This is a genomic window from Tunturiibacter gelidiferens (genome assembly GCF_013410115.1).
Classification (GTDB): domain Bacteria; phylum Acidobacteriota; class Terriglobia; order Terriglobales; family Acidobacteriaceae; genus Edaphobacter; species Edaphobacter gelidiferens.
This window is the reverse complement of the sequence record NZ_JACCCV010000002.1, coordinates 1986332-2002999: the sequence shown is the minus strand read 5'-3', so window position 1 is coordinate 2002999 and position 16668 is coordinate 1986332. Positions and strand designations below refer to the sequence as shown.

General features: G+C 57.6%; 12 protein-coding genes. 6 read left to right on the top strand and 6 right to left on the bottom strand.

The genetic code is table 11. The annotated features are described in order from the left end of the window. Nucleotides 1-10 precede the first annotated feature (10 nt). The 4 genes from HDF12_RS20455 to HDF12_RS20440 form a co-directional block, all read right to left on the bottom strand. Complete coding sequence (locus HDF12_RS20455) at nt 11-1618, bottom strand: copper resistance D family protein (RefSeq protein WP_179586451.1); 1608 nt, start codon at nt 1616-1618, stop codon at nt 11-13. Between the two features lie 11 nt (nt 1619-1629). After that, nucleotides 1630-2013, bottom strand: coding sequence for a copper resistance CopC family protein (locus tag HDF12_RS20450; protein WP_218892514.1), 384 nt, complete (start codon nt 2011-2013; stop codon nt 1630-1632). A 33-nt stretch (nt 2014-2046) separates the two neighbouring features. Further along, the gene (locus HDF12_RS20445) at nt 2047-3366 is read right to left on the bottom strand and encodes a cytochrome P450 (protein WP_179586449.1); all 1320 of its coding nucleotides are present in this window, start codon (nt 3364-3366) and stop codon (nt 2047-2049) included. Nucleotides 3367-3540: 174 nt separating this feature from the next. After that, nucleotides 3541-4683: a fatty acid desaturase family protein gene (locus HDF12_RS20440; RefSeq protein ID WP_179586447.1), complete on the bottom strand. Its 1143-nt coding sequence runs from the start codon at nt 4681-4683 to the stop codon at nt 3541-3543. Nucleotides 4684-5105: 422 nt separating this feature from the next. Between HDF12_RS20440 and HDF12_RS20435 the strand changes: the two genes are divergently transcribed. Next, nucleotides 5106-8402, top strand: a complete 3297-nt coding sequence (locus tag HDF12_RS20435; protein WP_179586445.1) for a thioester reductase domain-containing protein — start codon at nt 5106-5108, stop codon at nt 8400-8402. Between the two features lie 4 nt (nt 8403-8406). Here HDF12_RS20435 and HDF12_RS20430 read toward each other — a convergent pair whose 3' ends face one another. After that, nucleotides 8407-9171 (bottom strand): hypothetical protein, encoded by a 765-nt coding sequence (locus tag HDF12_RS20430; protein ID WP_179586443.1) that lies wholly within the window; start codon nt 9169-9171, stop codon nt 8407-8409. An 88-nt stretch (nt 9172-9259) separates the two neighbouring features. Here HDF12_RS20430 and HDF12_RS20425 point away from each other — a divergent pair, with 88 nt between their 5' ends. Further along, entirely contained in the window at nt 9260-11578 is a 2319-nt protein-coding gene (locus tag HDF12_RS20425) for an MMPL family transporter (RefSeq protein WP_179586441.1), read from the top strand. 55 nt (nt 11579-11633) lie between these two features. On the opposite strand, the gene gyrB is transcribed toward HDF12_RS20425, so the two are convergent. Next, nucleotides 11634-14285 (bottom strand): DNA topoisomerase (ATP-hydrolyzing) subunit B, encoded by a 2652-nt coding sequence (gyrB, locus tag HDF12_RS20420; RefSeq protein ID WP_179586439.1) that lies wholly within the window; start codon nt 14283-14285, stop codon nt 11634-11636. A gap of 421 nt (nt 14286-14706) precedes the next feature. Here gyrB and HDF12_RS20415 point away from each other — a divergent pair, with 421 nt between their 5' ends. The 4 genes from HDF12_RS20415 to rplT all read left to right on the top strand — a co-directional run bounded on the left by HDF12_RS20415 (nt 14707) and on the right by rplT (nt 16585). Then, nucleotides 14707-14967 (top strand): hypothetical protein, encoded by a 261-nt coding sequence (locus tag HDF12_RS20415; RefSeq protein ID WP_179586437.1) that lies wholly within the window; start codon nt 14707-14709, stop codon nt 14965-14967. Between the two features lie 57 nt (nt 14968-15024). Beyond that, nucleotides 15025-15552: a GNAT family N-acetyltransferase gene (locus tag HDF12_RS20410; protein WP_179586435.1), complete on the top strand. Its 528-nt coding sequence runs from the start codon at nt 15025-15027 to the stop codon at nt 15550-15552. Between the two features lie 161 nt (nt 15553-15713). After that, nucleotides 15714-15911: a 50S ribosomal protein L35 gene (gene rpmI, locus HDF12_RS20405; protein ID WP_158790949.1), complete on the top strand. Its 198-nt coding sequence runs from the start codon at nt 15714-15716 to the stop codon at nt 15909-15911. A gap of 272 nt (nt 15912-16183) precedes the next feature. Next, on the top strand, nt 16184-16585 hold the full coding sequence (rplT, locus tag HDF12_RS20400; RefSeq protein ID WP_179586433.1) for a 50S ribosomal protein L20: 402 nt from the start codon (nt 16184-16186) through the stop codon (nt 16583-16585). Nucleotides 16586-16668 lie beyond the last annotated feature (83 nt).

Genomic DNA, 16668 nt, shown 5'->3' with positions numbered 1-16668 from the left:
TTTACAACCGTTATGGCAGCTCGCGGTAATTCAGCAGAACAATGCCGACCAGTGCCAGGCACACCGGCCAGAGGTAACTGGCAATGCTGGCCATGCGGCTTCTGGGTAAACGCAGGTCTAGCCATCGGCTACAACCCGCGGTGATGCCAAGCAGGGCAACCGGGGTGTGGCTCAACTCTGCAAGCATTGATTCCTTCACGTCCTTGGCCGAATGTTCGTGTGTCAACAACAGCGCGGCACCGAGAGCACACATTGCCGGAAAGACGTAACTGGCCCATCGCGCTTTTAACTTGCCTGCCTGTACCGCGCATTCGAATGCCGCGAAGACCACGATCAGGAGCGCCCCGACACGATGTTGCAGCACGTCGGGGGCGGCAAAACTCTGCCAGAAGGGACGTGGCCCAAGAGGCCAATTCTCCGGGTCAGCGCGCAACAGGATGAAGACTGCCAAACCGGCAAAGGTCAGCGGCCAAAAGCGGGCCCAGCGCATCGTGCGATAACGGCTGAGAAGCGCCAGCAACCCGGCGATGAGCACAATCAGCCCTGCCCAATGATGGTTGTACTCCGACCATGCTCTGTCGATGTCGTCGCTCCCGACAGTTGCGACGAACTGACTGTCCTGCACGGCCTCTGCAAGTGAACTCGGAGCAGCAAGCGCAGTCAAGGGGGGACTGCTCATGCGCGGCGTCTCTGGATGCAAGCGGACGTAGATCTCGTGGGACGTCAGCCGGTCCTGAGCGTTCACATCGATCGCGGGCGCCTGTGCGGTCAGCGAAGCCGCCGTCAACACTGCGAGAAATCCGAGACAGACCTCCGCCTCGACAACCCGGCGCAACCGCACCAGCAAAGGCTCAGGATCGCTGGCCAGACGCCGAACCAAAAACCAATTTCCGGCGCCGAGCGTAATCATCGCCAGCAAGAGAAAGATCTTGGCAACCAGCATGATGCCGTAGGCCGTGGTGTACATTCCGCTCCACGATCCCACGTAGAACCAGGCCATACCCACTCCGGCCAATACAAGCGTCGCCGCGCCTATCAGCGCCATCCTGGAGTAACGCTGAGTCAACTGCCGGGCTTCGTTGGTGTCTTCGACGCGGCCCAGGGAGATCAACAGATACGCCATTGCGCCGATCCAGACAGCTGTGCCGAGATGATGAGCGGCAGTGAGAATCGCCAACAAAACGCGATGGTCGATGCGGGCTGCCGCGTGGCTGGTAGAGACCGTAGCCGCCAGCAACAGCAGGCTTAAGGGAAATAGCGCAACCGTAGCCTTATTGCTTTTGAATCGCGCACAGCTCCAGAGTCCAATCGCGAACAGGATCGCGAAGAAGTCGGCACGGAAGAAGCCGGTAGTCGTTACATCCTTGAACGTCAAATCAGAGCCGCTCATCAGGATGGCGCCGGAGAAGGCGATAAGGGCAAGTTGGCCAACGACAAACGCGAGTGCCGCCATTCTGATACCGCGGCGGCAAAGATCCTCGACGGTCCCGCTCGCCCTCGCCGGGCGCACCACAGCCAGGAGAAAGGCAACGCCTCCGAGCAGCAGCGCCTCGAAGGCCAGCGTCGCCGCGCGTGCTAAAACACTCAGCAGATCAATATCGCGCAGGAACCAGATCAAGAGGGAGGCCTCTATTCTACTTGGAACGGAACTTTACCACGCGTGATGTGTCCATCCGTTGCCAGTACCTGCCAGCGCAACACATAGGCCCCTTTAACCAGTCCGGTCAACTTGGCAGACAGCACCCCGGGTTCGGGCTCGCTCTCGATGGCGACCTTCTCTACTTTTCCGTCAGGCTCGAGCAGCGTCAGAGTCGAGTGCTCCATGTCGACTCGTGAATTGTATTTCAGGAGGACAGCGACCTCCGTTCCTGAGACGGTACTGTTCACCGCTGGCTGAGAGCTAACCAACACTGCGTGCGCCAACGCCACTCTGGGAATAGACAGCATAATACCGAAAGCAACAACGACCGCTGCTACCGACCATGTCGTAAACATCCGACTCTTTCTGCGCATAATGTCCCTTCCTCCCGCTTCGGTCGATTACCTCTATTCCTGAACGACTGCATGACGGTCGCGTGCGGTTGCCTGGGTGAAGGTCATGCGAATCCCGTGCTTCGGTCGCAAGATCACCATCGGACGCGCTTCGATCATCTGGCCCGGAATCAGCTGAAAATCGTATTTTCTAAGCAGATCGCTCAGAATCATCAGGATTTGCAGCATCGCGTAGTGACCGCCGATGCAGCCCCGCGGTCCGCCGCCGAAGGGCAGATGGGTGAAGGGCGTTTGCAACTTCTCGTTCGCTTTGGCAAAACGTTCCGGGTCAAAACTCTCCGGGCTCTCCCAGTAGCGCGGCGCATGGTGCGCGCCATACACGAACACAATGACCGTCGATCCTCGCGGTATGTCGACATCGCCAACGCGGTCGTCCGCGACAGCCATGCGGTCGACCATCCAAAACGGCGGGTAGAGGCGCAGCGCCTCCAGGATGACCTGAGTGGTAAACGGCAACCTGGAAACATCGCCGAAGCTCAGTGGCGCGTCGCCGAGTACCGAATGGAACTCCTCCCGTACTCTTTCGAGGCAATCCGGACGCGAGCTTAGGAGATAGAGAAGCCATGACAGAGCGTTCGACGATGTTTCATGGCCGGCGACCAGGAGTTGCATGCTCTCGCTCAGGACCAGTTCATCGCTCATGCCCTCGCCGTCACTATAACGGGCGTCCATCAAGGTTTGCAGCAGATCGTTGCCGGGCGCCTGATGGCGGCGCGTCTTGATGTACTCCATAAGAACGCTGTCCGCGCGAGCCCGCATCTCTTCGTGTCTCCGCAGTTCGCCCGAGACCTCGAACCACGGATTCAGGTAGGGCTGAAGGGTTTGCCGAACGATGAATTCCTGGACAGTGCAGATCGTATTGCTGACGACGTCGATGTCTTCGTCCTTCAGTTTGGCGCCAAAGAGCGAACGAGCGACCATCGCGAAGGTCATCTTCATCAGTTGGGGATAGATATCGACGGGCCCGACGCGCACTTGTCTATCGAAATCCCGTAGCGACTCGGCGAGCGAATCCTGCATGATCGCCGACAGAGCCTCAAGTTGTTTTCGGTCAAAACCCTTCTGGATCAGACGTCGCTGTGTTTTCCAGGGTTCCCCGTGGGTAGTAAGAAGACCTTTGCCCAGGAAGTGGCCCATCCGCTTCACTTGAATTTCGGACTTCTGGTAATTGTCCGCATTCGTCTTCAGCACGTGCTGAATGACCGCGGGATTGGTAGTAACGATGGCCTCTTTAATGCCACCCAGATAGAACCGGAATGTGTCGCCGAAGAGTTCGGTGTACTTGGACAATACCTGCACGGGATTGGCGGCCATGGCGCGCGAATCCGCAAAAGAACGTGATCGTGAGACGGAGGGTATCTGTGCGGGCAACGTTACACCTCGCCGCCCGGACGGCTGTCCGGACACCTGCGTAGAACGGTGGGGAGTTTCATGTAGTTTGCCTGAAGCGATTGGGTTAGCCATAGCTAAAAGACTAAACGCTCAAAATTAGTTTTCGTTTCCCAGTTGCTTCAAAAGTATCAGATGATGCCAGATTGCCCGAGTCATTGTCGGATGTTGGCGATAGGGGACGCCGAACTCTTCGGCGGTCTCCTTCACAATCCGGGTCAATGGAGCATAGTGGGTATGGCATACGAAAGGGCACAGATGATGCGCGATGTGATGGTTGAGGCCGCCCGTAAGCCAACCTACGACCGGATTGCTCGTTGCATAATCAGCCGTCGTCGCGAAGATGTGATAGACGCCGTTGTCGAACTCGCTGCGGTTCGAGGGGAAGTACGTTGTGTCGACAGTATGCGTCGTTTGGAATACCAGCGATACGGTCAAACCGATGATCAAGTGAACCAGCACGAATGCCCCAGCAACCAGCAGAGGCGATCTCCCCAACACCACAACCGGCAAAATCAGCATGTACGTCAGGTAGAACGCCTTCCCCGCGAAGAGGATGAAGTACTCCCGCAGCGGATGCCTGTCGCGTTTCAGATAGTCGTGGGACGGGAAGAAGAAGCTCTCAAAGTCCCTGACGAAAACATAGTCCAGAGAGAACATCGCGTAAAAGAACAGCGCATAGATGTGCTGGAACCGATGCAGGGCCGAGCGGGGTTCATGCGGCGTAAATCGAAAGATGCTCCGCCCCGTAAGCGCGTCGTCTTCGCCGTGGACGTTGATGCAGGAGTGGTGGCCTCGGTGATGGAGGATGCGCCACATGTACGAGTTGATTCCGCAAACATCGAAGACATAGTTCAGGATCTTGTTTACCGATGGCACAGACGAGATGGCGTTGTGGTTGCTGTCATGGGCAATGTTCAGCAAGAGGAATGTCTGGGCGAGACCGCTCAAAACGTAGAGCGCAACGAACTTCCATGAACCCGGCATCCACGCGTACAACGCGATCCAACTGCCTGCCAGCACCGCGAGACCCGCGGCGATCTTGACCCACATCGTTCGGTCGGCTTTGGGGGAGAGCTTCTGGTCGGCAAAGAATCTGTCGAGGCGGCGGCGTAAGACCTTCGGGAAGGAAGACGAACCGGTCGGGTCACCCACCGACTGCCGTGGCCAGGCCTCAGGTGCTACCAGATCCTCTATCTCCGGCTTCAGGGTGATCACCGCTTCTTCGTTCCCAGACGTCACCCGGAGCCTCCACAATCCTGTTTAGTCTGCCCGGCGCATCCCGGTCGGTAGCTTCGGCGGCCCTGGACCAGCAGGGTATCTGTGGCCCACACCGACAACGTCGAACCTTCATACTAGCGTGAAGATCCGGGGACAATCAAGCAAATTTGGGTTAGGGGTAGCAGGTTTGGGGCGCCCCCCCTTCCTGGAATCAGAGACTTGCCGCATTGCTTTGTAGCTCTGCTAACATAAGGCAACTGGATCAAACGATGCCAAGGCAGAGAATGTTTAATGCCTTTGTTCTTACATTCGGCCGTACTGTAATTCCGCACTCCGAGACTCAGTCATCTTTCACCTGACCAGGACACTGGGGAGCAGCGATAAGTTTAGTGTTTTGCGTACTGAGTTTTGCTATTTAACCTCGGGGGTATTGCTGATCTCTTATGGCGTCGATCTTAGATCAACTGGATAGGCTGGCAGAGGAACACCCACACAAACTCCTTTATTCGTACCTTGACCTGAACGGCAGCCCAATCGAATGCTACTCGTACGGGTCGTTTATCGAGCGGACAAAGGCAATCGCCGGCCACTTGCTAAGGGAAGGTCGTTTCGCGGCGCAGGACCGGCTCCTGCTCGCCTACCCGCCGGGGCTCGAGATGATCTGCGCGTTCTTCGGTTGCGTGCGCGCCGGACTGATCCCCGTGCCGGTCTATCCTCCAAGCTCTCGTGGCTTCCAGAGCGCACTGTACAAGATGGTCCACATCGCCAAGGATTGCCAGGCGTCCGGGATCTTGACCAGCGCAGACTACCACGCGTCTCTGAAGACAAATCTCACCCGCAGTGGGGTCTCGGCATCCGGCGTCGACGTCGACTACATCTCCGGTCTCCCGTGGATTGTCACCGAAGAGTTCGTGGATAGAATTCCGAACGAACCTTTCTTCGAGACTTCGCAGGTACTGTTTCTCCAGTACACGTCGGGGTCGACGATGGAGCCCAAGGGTGTGATGGTGACGCACGAAAACATCCTCGACACCTGTCCCCTTGTGATCGACCATGATGACCCGGTCGTCGTATCCTGGCTCCCGCAGTATCACGATATGGGTCTGATCGGGTGCTATCTCTATCCTGCGCTGAGAGGCGGCACCACCTACGGCTTCTCTTCCATGGACTTCATTCAGCGGCCGATCCTGTGGTTCGACACGATCACAGCGTATCGGGCGACGGCGACGGCGGCTCCCAACTTCGCTTATGACTATTGCCTTCGCGCCGGGAGACTCTCCAAGGAGAGCCTGAAAGAGTGCGATCTCAGCTCCCTCCGAGTGTTGATGTGCGCTGCTGAACCCGTAAAAGCGGATACCTTCACACGCTTTCTAGAGACGTTTGAGACCTACGGGCTGAAGTCAGAGAGCTTTTATGCCGCCTTCGGGCTGGCTGAGAACACTCTTGCGGTTTCGCTCGGCGGCCGCACAATCGTTTCCGTCAACAAGCGTGCCCTCGCACTGGGCAAGGCGCGCATGACGACAGAGGTTTCGGAGATCGACGGAGCAACGCAGATCGTTAGCTGCGGAACTCCGCTCGCGGGTATGGACGTCAAGATCGTCGATCCGGAACAACACGTCGCTCTGAAGCCCGGTCACATCGGTGAGATTTGGATCGCAGGACGCGGCAAGTGCCTCGGTTACTGGAACAATCCAGAGCTGACGCTGAAGCAGTTTCGCGCGCGGCTCGTGGATGATAGCCCCTATGACGACGGCTACCTCAGGACCGGCGACATGGGATTCTTCCATGACGGCGAACTCTTCGTCTGCGGCCGCATCAAGGACATGATCATCCTTCGCGGACAGAACCATTACCCGCAGGATATCGAGAACGTCGTCGAGAGAGCGTCGGGCCTGATCCGGAACAACTGCATCGCCGCCTTCCAGATTCACGAAGACAGCGAGCCAGCGCTGGCAATCGTGGCCGAAGTGAAGAATCCTAAGTCTCTTCCAGATGCGCGAAAGATCGCCGCTGCGGTCCGCAACTATCTCAACGTGGAAGTCGCGTTGATCTCCTTCATCGCGCCTCGCGCGATCCCGAGAACGAGTTCAGGCAAGATCATGCGCCACAAGACCAAACACATGTGGCTGCAAGGTGAGTTCAGCGTTCTCTCCGAGTTTTCGCGGGAGAAGGACGCCGGGTCGTGCGAGTCCGGCTCCGGCGTGCAGTCTTCGTTTGACGAACTGAAGGCCCGCTACAACCTGACAGGCATGGAGTCGTACAACCTGGTAGAAGCGGGGCTCGACTCCCTGGATCTCGTGGTATTCATGCATGAGCTCAAGGAGCTTCTGAAGGAAAAGGGCGCAGACATGCTGGCCCGGCAGGTCGATATCGGAGTCATTCAACAGGTCAGCGTCGCTGATCTGTTTCGACTGGCGGCACAGTTGGAGAGTGCGCCCGAAGAGGCACTCGTTCATCTGCGTCATTCCCTGGCAGCCTTCCGTGATGGCCAGCGTGCGGCGGAAAAAGAGATGATGAGCAACGATAGGAATCTCATCTTCACCCCTCCGGTGCCTGAACCTTTGCCCGAGATACCGGTTCCGAATCATGTGCTCCTGACCGGGGGGACCGGTTTCATTGGACCATTCCTCATGAAGAGCCTGCTGGAACAGACGCGCGCGAAGATCTATGTTCTGGTCAGGTCCTCCGACGAAGTCCAGGGCAGGCAACGTCTGCGTGCGGCGATGGAAACGATGGGACCCTGCCCCGCCAGGCTGATGCAGACGTTTGAGGCTCGCGTCATTCCCATCTGCGGCGATCTCGGGCTGCCAATGCTCGGCCTGACGCAGGATGTCTGGGATTTCCTCGCCAGTGAAATCGACACTGTCTTCCACAACGGTGCGACCGTGAACTACCTGTTCAACTACGACCGCATGCGTGACGCGAACGTGATGGGAACCAACGAGGTCTTGAGACTTGCGTTTGAAGGACGGTCTAAAGAATTCAACTACGTCTCGACAACCTTCGTGTTTGGATGGGCTGTCAAATCGGTCCTGTATGAGACCGACTTCAACAAAAATATGGAGCTTCTCGACTTTGGATACAGCCAGTCCAAATGGGTAGCAGAGCAAGTTGTTGCGGACGCGCGCAGCCGCGGGCTCTCCACTCGCATCTTCCGGCCCGCTCTCGTCAGTCCCTCGGTTTCGGGCGGAGGCAACAACTTCGACATCGCCGTTCGCCTGGTAGCATTCATGGTCAATCACGGCATTGGAGTCGATGCTCTCAACCAGGTGAGTTTCGTTCCTGCGGATATTGTCGCGAACAATATCGTTGCGATCTCCACGACTCCCGGCACGGCGAATAAAACCTACCACGTGGTGCGGGACGACTATGCGAACATGCTCGACATTACCGGGCTCATTACCAAGTCGACCGGGCGGCAGTTCGAAATATTCAGCATCTCGGAGTTCGTTCCCGAGCTGATCCGGAGATGCCGGAAGGAAGATCTACTCTTTCCCCTGCTGGATTTTCTCGTTGGCTCTGTGGACAACATCTCCGCGATGGAGTTCAAGCGCTATGAAAGTTCCTCCTACCAGGAGGCGCGCGATGCCTCTACGTGGGGCATTGCGGATCCGTCGCTTGAGGACACGGTCGCTGGCATTCTGAAATTCATGAACCGCAAGGGGATCATTTCGGTTGCCGCTCGCGAACTCAGCACAGCCTCATCGCTCGCTGAACCCCTCGCCTTCACGGACGCATAACCCGCTATTGCTTTTTGAACACTAGCCTCTCGGTCAGCTGCTGGCCGGTCTCCAACGTGCCCGTGGTGGACAGCGTCATCTGCTGTCCATCCGCAGAGACCGCCCACCGATCCTTTTGCGTCACTTGATTGTCTCGCCGGTAAATCGAATCCACCGTGTGAGCATCGACAAGTCCAAGCGTCACGGTATCGTTGCGCGAGTTTTTCAGGTCGTACTGCTTCCCATCAAAACGCGCCGTGTAGCTGAACTCACCCAGAAAACGAACCCCGCCACCTCCCTCCGGCTCAATCCTAAGCGCCAGACCTTGTCGCAAGCGAGTCTTGCCGAGATCCTGCGTCCACTCGCCCGCCAGTAAGTCGCGCCCGGTCTTCGCGCCTCCGGTCCGATTCCATACTGTGATTTGGTCAGCATGGCCCGGACTCGCGGTCGTGACTGTAAGCTCGTTCCCATCCTTCGAGAGCCTCTCGCGAACCGTCGCCACGAGGGCTCCGTCCTTCTTCTCCTTCACCTCGGCCTGCCTCTTATCGATCCTGCGCAGCTCGACCTGATTGAACCCCGGGTTGCCTGGGACGGGCGCGCCGTGTCCGCCTGCTTTCGCCGTGAAATCGAGATGGGTCTCGCCGGACATCACCACGTGCACTGCATCACGGACATCTGTCACAGAGAGCCTGTTGGGAGGATTCAGGCTGGACTGCGCGGAGATCAGCGTCCAGGAGCCAATGCGGGGATCGGCGGCTCCCGATGGAAAGGCGGCAAGCAGTACGAGCAATGCGAATTTAAGAATTGATCCTCCTAGTCAGACGGAACCAATTTAGCAGATTGAGAAACCCGGGTTCGATTCAAATCCGGGCACTTCAATGAGAGCTCCGAAGTATTTTGATGCCATCGGAGTATCCCACATCATCTACCTGCCGGCTATTTTGTATGACATCATGGGTCTCATGCATGTGCGCCGTCTCTGGGTGGCCGGGGTAGTTCTTGTCACCGCCATTGCGCTTCTTCCATTCTCTTTTCACGCCGAGCGCCATCTGGAGACGGCAACCCGCGTCGAAGGCAGCGAGGCGGAGAGTGTCCGGCAGGAGTTGGCCAGTCGTTTTCGTTCGCCATTCGTTGACCGTGTGGTCCTTGTCATCCAGGGACTTCCACCCGCCGACTCCGACGAGGGCGAGCAAGCCTTAGCAACCATTGTGGCGGCATTGAGACAGGAACCAGGCGTCTCCGGAGTCGTCTCCCACCTCGAGCTGCGTGATCCCATCTTTCTCGGTCGGGGAGGCGGAACGTTTGTTCTAGTCGGACTCGCGTCAACCGAGGGGCCCGTCGAGTCGCTCGTTCCTAAGCTCCATGTCCTTGCAACCTCTCTTGAAAATCAGTTGCGGCCCCGTTATCCAGCCGTGAAGCTCGAACTGACCGGCGAGATCCCACTCAACTTCGACATTCGCAAAGCAAGCGCCGACGATGTGCGCCGCGGCGAGAGCCTCGTCATTCCCGCAACCCTCGCCCTTCTGCTGGTTGCATTCGGCAGCCTCGTCGCCGCCCTGATTCCTTTAGCCGTCGGCCAGCTTGCCATCGCGGTCACTCTGGCGATCACCGGCTTACTGGCCCACCGCTGGCACCTGTCCATTCTGGTTCAGAATCTGGCCACTATGCTCGGGCTTGGCTTGGGAATCGACTACGCACTCCTCATGGTCAGCCGCTTCCGGGAAGCCATCTCCGCCGGGCACGATGGACCCGCAGCCTCGGTCATCGCAGCGCGCCAGGCAGGTCGTACGCTTTTGATCTCGGCTTCGACCGTAGCCATCGGATTCCTGGCCCTCCTGACGGTCCCCATCAGCGAAATCCGTTCCATCGGTATCGCGGGATTCCTCGTAGCGGGGTTGAGTGTGTTGCTTACAAATACCCTCGTTCCGGCGGTGCTGGCATTGCTCGGTTCGCGAATTGACCTTGGACGGATGCCCTTTACTCCAAAGTTGGATTCGACTCGGGCCGCACGTACGGGAATTCGCTGGCGGAGATGGGGAAGGGTGATCGTCGCCCATCCCTGGCTTGCACTTGTCCTCGCAGGGACCCCCTTGCTTCTGCTCGCGTGGCAGGCTACACACCTCGATACCAGTGTTCCCAGGGGAGACTGGCTTCCGCCCGCGGCAGAGTCTGTCCACGCGCTCCACACCCTGGAACAAATGGATCGAGCCGGCGTTGTTCAATCCTTGCGCGTCGTTCTCGAACTCCCAACTGACTCCATTGCGCAGACCGACGCAGGGTGGAATGTGCTCGATCGTCTCACGAAGCAGCTCGCAAGCGACCCGCGTTGCGCCCGCGTTATCTCAATCACGTCCATTGCGGAGAGCAACCGGTCGTCCCTCAGTAGTCTTTCGCGAGAGACGCGTCGAACGTTTCTGAGTGCTGACGGACGTGCCGCGCTGCTTGAGGTTTTACCCGCGGCCTCGGTCTCCCTGCGCGATCAGGTCAACTGGGTGCGCGAGCTCCGCAAGACCGGTGCCGCAACCCTTACCGGAGTGCCCGGTGCCTCGCTAACCATTGGTGGCATCCCGGCACTCAACGCCGACTATCAGACGATCGTCGGGGACCGCTTTTCGTCAGTAGCAGCTCTGGTAGTGGTGGGAACTCTCCTGGCGCTTCTGGGCGGGTTCCGGTCACTCTTCGCCGCCGTCAAGGCCATCGTACTCAACCTCCTCTCCGTTGCAGCCTCCTTCGGAGCATTGGTCTTAGTCTTCCAGGACGGACGCGGAAGTAGCTTGCTGGGAGTTCCTGGCGGAACCGGTAGTATCTTCCCCCTTGTGCCTATCGTCGCCTTTGCCATCGTTTTCGGACTAAGTATGGACTACGAAGTGTTTTTAGTCGCACGGGTTCTCGAAGCCAGGAGGAGCGGGCTGAGTGAAGCGGACGCAATTCCGGAAGGGATGGCTCGAACCGCTGGCCTGATTACGAGCGCTGCCGCAATCATGATCGTGGTATTCGCGGCATTCACCTTCGGAAACTTCCTGGTAGTCAAGATGATCGGATTTACCCTGGCGGTCGCCGTATTTATCGACGCGACACTGGTTCGTATCGTGATCGGTCCCGCGCTCCTTCGCGTTGCAGGCGATTGGAATTGGTGGCCCGGCGGACTCGACACGACCAGCAGGGAGCCCACCACCACGGCAGCGAGCCGCGAATAAAGCTACCTTATTCGCGGCTCAACTCCGTCGTCTCGATCCAGAGCCAACCTACAGCCTAGATATCCAGGTTCTTCACGTCCAGGGCATTCTCTTCGATGAACTTGCGCCTGCTCTCTACGTCCTCACCCATCAGGGTCGTAAAGATCTCTTCACAGGCCGCAATGTCTTCGAGCTTCACCTGCAGCAGCGTACGTCGCTCGGGATCCATCGTCGTCTCCCATAGCTGCGGAGCCGTCATCTCACCCAGTCCCTTATACCGCTGAACCTGATACTCCTTCTTGCCTTGTTCGATCACATACTCGAACACTTCGCGCGCCGTCTTCTTCTCGACCGGATCTTGAGACGCCTTGCTCGCTCTCTTGCTTGGCTTTACCTCTGCCACCGTTCCTGGAGCCGCGGCGAGCTCCGAGACACCTTCTTCCGAAGCAATCTCCTCAGCCTCTTCTGCAGCAGTCTCCGCTTTGGTCTTTGTCGCATACTCGATAAAGAACGGAGCCACTAACTGCTCCTTGATCTGTGCATGCTTGGCCAGCATCTGCCGGCTCTCCGGGGCTGAAGCCAGCGCCCAGTCAATCGTTCTCACTGCGCCCTGCGCATCGGTATAGCTAACCGAGTAGCTCCTGTGCTCCTCGTCCATCACGACGTCGCCAACATTCTTGAACTGGTAGGTCTTCTGCATTCCCACTAGCCGCTCGCGCATGGCTTCCACCTTGGCCGGTGTTTCGAAGTCCACGCGTCGCACAGAATCCTTACCCTCATGAGCAAACAACTCAGCGAACGCCTGCGTCACGTCATCATTCCGCAACCGCTTCTGCACCTTATCGAAGAAGCTAAGATAGTCGTTCAACTGGCCCATGTACTTCGTCAGTGCAGCGCCTTCGAGCCTGCCGCCGTCTTTGCCGTAACGAATCACCATGCCATCCGACGCACGCTTCACCATCACGCTCACATACTCGCGATCGTCTTTGATGTACTGCTCGAACTTGCCCTTTTTGATGCGATACAGCGGCGGCTGAGCGATATAAACATGTCCCCGCTTGATCAGCTCCGTCATATGGCGGAAGAAGAACGTCAACAACAGCGTGCGGATGTGCGATCCGTCGACGTCAGCATCGGTCATCAGAATCAACTTGCCATACCGCAGCTTGCTCGCATCGAAGTCGTCTTTGCCGATGCCGCAGCCAAGCGCCGTAATCATGGCGCGAATCTCTTCGTGCCCCAGCATCTTGTCGTAGCGGGCCTTCTCCACGTTGAGAATCTTTCCCTTCAACGGCAGAATCGCCTGGAACTTCCGGTCGCGCCCCTGCTTGGCCGTTCCACCCGCGCTCTCTCCCTCGACCAGATAAAGCTCACACCGATCCGGCTGCCGCTCCGAGCAGTCTGCCAGCTTCCCAGGCAGTCCGCCGCCATCAAGAGCACCCTTGCGCCGAGTCAAATCCCTTGCCTTACGAGCAGCCTCACGCGCTCGCGCTGCATCGATCGCCTTATTGATAATCTTCTTCGCAACCGAAGGGTTCTGCTCGAGAAACGCACCCAGCCGCTCATTCACAAACGCCTGCACCGTTCCTGCGATATCCGAGTTCAGCTTGCCCTTCGTCTGTCCTTCAAACTGCGGCTGGCTAAGCTTCACGCTGATCACAACAACCAGTCCTTCGCGCACATCGTCCCCGCTCAGGTTCTCCTTCACGTCCTTGAACAGACCCAGAGACTGCCCCGCCGCGTTGATCGTCCTGGTCAGCGCTGTCTTGAAGCCCGAGAGGTGCGTGCCCCCATCAACCGTGTTGATGTTGTTCGCGAAGGTAAACACGGTCTCGGAGTAGGCATCGTTATACTGCAGCGCAATCTCCATGGCCACGTTGTCCCGCTCGGCCTCCATGTAGATCGGCTTGTCATGCAGCACCGCCTTGCCCTTGTTCAGGTGCTTGATAAACTCCGCGATCCCGCCGATGTACTTGAACTCCTGGTGCTTGTACTCCCCGGTCTTCGAGTCCGTCGTGCGCTGGTCCGTCAGATGGATCTCCAGCCCCTTATTCAAAAAGGCGAGCTCCCTCAACCGTTGCGCCAGCGTGTCGTAGTTGAACTCCGTCACCGTAAAGATCGACTTGTCCGGCAGAAAATGCACCTTCGTGCCCTTGCGCGTCGACGAGCCCATCTTACGCAGCTTGCTGATCGGCGCACCCTTCGAGTAGTCCTGCTCCCACGCATGACCATCGCGCCAGATCTCGACGTCAAACTCTTCGCTCAACGCATTGACGCAGCTCACGCCGACGCCATGCAAACCACCCGAAACCTTGTAGTTCGACGCATCGAACTTACCGCCCGCATGCAGCATCGTGAGAACAACCTGCACCGCCGGCATCTTCTCGCCGTTGATCACCTTGTCGTCGACCGGAATTCCACGCCCATCGTCGACCACCGTAATCGAATTATCGACATGGATCGTCACATCGATCTTTGTCGCATGCCCACCCAGGGCCTCGTCGACCGAGTTATCGACCACCTCATACACCAGGTGATGCAGCCCCTGCTCGCCGGTCGAACCGATATACATCGCCGGCCTCAGCCGAACCGCCGCCAGGCCTTCCAGAACGGTGATGTTCTCGGCCGAATAGCCGCCGCCTTCTTTTCCTTTTGCAGGAGCGTCCTTGATTTTGCCAGCTTCAAGCTCTAAAAGAGCACCTTCGGTGGGGATTGCAGTCGATGCCATGTATCTCCGTTCAGCGGTTGCTGAAGTTGCAGGATTTTCAGCCCGTCCCGTGTCCGCGCAATCCGCGAAAACCCGCGCCGTTACAGCGCTTTACACACGTTCTAGCCTGACTCTCAGTGTCTTAAGTATAGCACGCGGAAGGGGTGTTGTACCCCTCCCCGCACCTGCCCTGATCCGTCCCGCACTGCAATCCCTGGCCCATCGGTAACCAGCGCCGCTGCTCCGAAAGTTGTACTCCCCTAACCCATGCGGCTTGTTATGCTTCGGCTCGTAACTCCCCGAGGTGAACCAATGAAATTGAACCGTTTGATCGCTGTCTCGATCGTTGGATTCTCACTGCTCACAACCTCCAGCTCAGCCTTCGCCTGTGATCATGATCACGATAGCGGCAGCTCGTGGTCCTGGTTCGGCTGGTGCCATCATGATCACGACCATGACCACGACGGTGGTGGTAACGGCGGCAACGGCGGTAACTGCCCCGGCCACGGCGGCAGCAGCACTGGTGGTGGCGGCAGCAGCACTGGTGGCGGCACTGGTGGTGGCAGCAGCACTGGTGGTGGTGGTTCCTCCGTTGGTCCAAAGGGATAACGGAACACGTAATCCTAACTACCCGACAAACGCTCGCGAGAGCCCAACGATGACCCTCTTCGGAGGGTCATTTTTATTGTTCGGGACGAGATAGGTTTTCAACCAGAGCTTTCTTTTCCAGCCAGAAAGGGAGAAGGCATAATTATTGAAGATGATCTTTGTTCCCGCTACTTATGCTGACGTCGACGAGCTCGCCACCTTTGTTAACAATGCCTACAGAGGCAAAAGCGCTGAAGCTGGATGGGCAAGCGAAGCGAAGGTGATAGGCGGGCAGAGGATCGACTCGGCCATCCTTGCCGACACCTTCGCAAACGGTAAAGCCACCATTCTCTTGATGCGTGACGCCAACAACGCCCCTCTCGCAGGCTGTGTGTCGCTTGAGTCCACTGACGAGCCGGCGGTGTGGTATCTCTCGATGCTTGCCATAGACCCTCAGCGCCAGGCCGAGCGGCTTGGACGCACGCTCCTGTCTTATGCCGAAGATTACATGAAAGCCCGTGGAGCGCAACGAGTTAGGATTACCGTGATCTGGCTTCGTCATACGCTCGTCGAGTGGTATGAGCGTCGCGGATATCGTCGCACGGGCAAGACAGAGCCATTCCCCTACGGCGATCAACGCTTTGGAATGCCGCTTCGTGACGACCTCTACTTTGAGGTCTTCGAGAAAGCCCTCAATTAGCATCTCCCCCTATGACCACTAACATCAAGTCTCTTATTTACATGGGTTTGCGGCGATGGTTCGAGCGCTTCCCAATGCCGCCTAAATAAGATCGGTCCGCAGTCACAACCCTCGTATATACTTAGAAAGTTGTCCAGAACACAGTTTTCGTCAGGAACACCATGCCAAAGTTGAAGACACACAGCGGCGCAGCCAAGCGCTTTCATAAGACCGGCACCGGCAAGTTCAAGCGCGGCCAGTCCAAGATGCGCCACATCCTCACCTCGAAGGCCACCAAGACCAAGCGCAAGCTCGGCGGGTCGGCGCTTATTTCGGATGCGGATCATCACAAGGTTGCCCGGATGCTTCCTTACGCCTGATAGAAAGACCAAAGAAGGTCTTTCGTTTTTAGGAATAAGGGAAGCATAAGTTTTTCAAGTCGAGCCGCTCAAAAGCAAAGGGCCAGCAAAGCGTTCCGGCCCCTGGAAGCGCGTTAGCGATTCCACCGAGACTTGAAGTTGCATAGCGAGTGAAGAGGCCACCATCGTCGTTCTCACGAAGCTCTTTCAGGGCACCAACTAGTTCTGATTGAGACGAGAATGCGACCCTTACCTCCAGCCGCTTAAACGAAGTACGCAAAAGGAGAAGCAAGATGCCCCGTGTAAAACGGAGTACAAAACGCAACGATCGCCGCAAAAAGATCCTCAAGCGTGCGAGTGGTTACTTCCTCACAAAGTCCAAGCTCTACCAGGCCGCTCAGGAAGCCGTCGAGCGCGGACTCAAGTTCGCCTACACCGGCCGCAAACAGAAGAAGCGCCAGTTCCGCGCCCTCTGGATCGTCCGCATCAACGCAGCCTGCCGCATCAATGGCATGAGCTACTCGACCTTCATCAACGGCCTCAAGCTCGCCGGCAATCAGCTCGACCGCAAGGTCCTCGCTGACATCGCCGCCAACGACGCAGCTGGTTTTGCCGCTCTTACCGAGCAGGCAAAGTCAGCCCTGAAGATTGCAGCAGACAAGCACGCCGCAAATCGCACCTCTGCTGCCGCCTAACCGCACAGCAGTTTCAGTAGGAGGCACGGCACACGCTGTGCCTCTTCGTTTTTAATCCCGCCACCGCAATGAACCAGTATCCT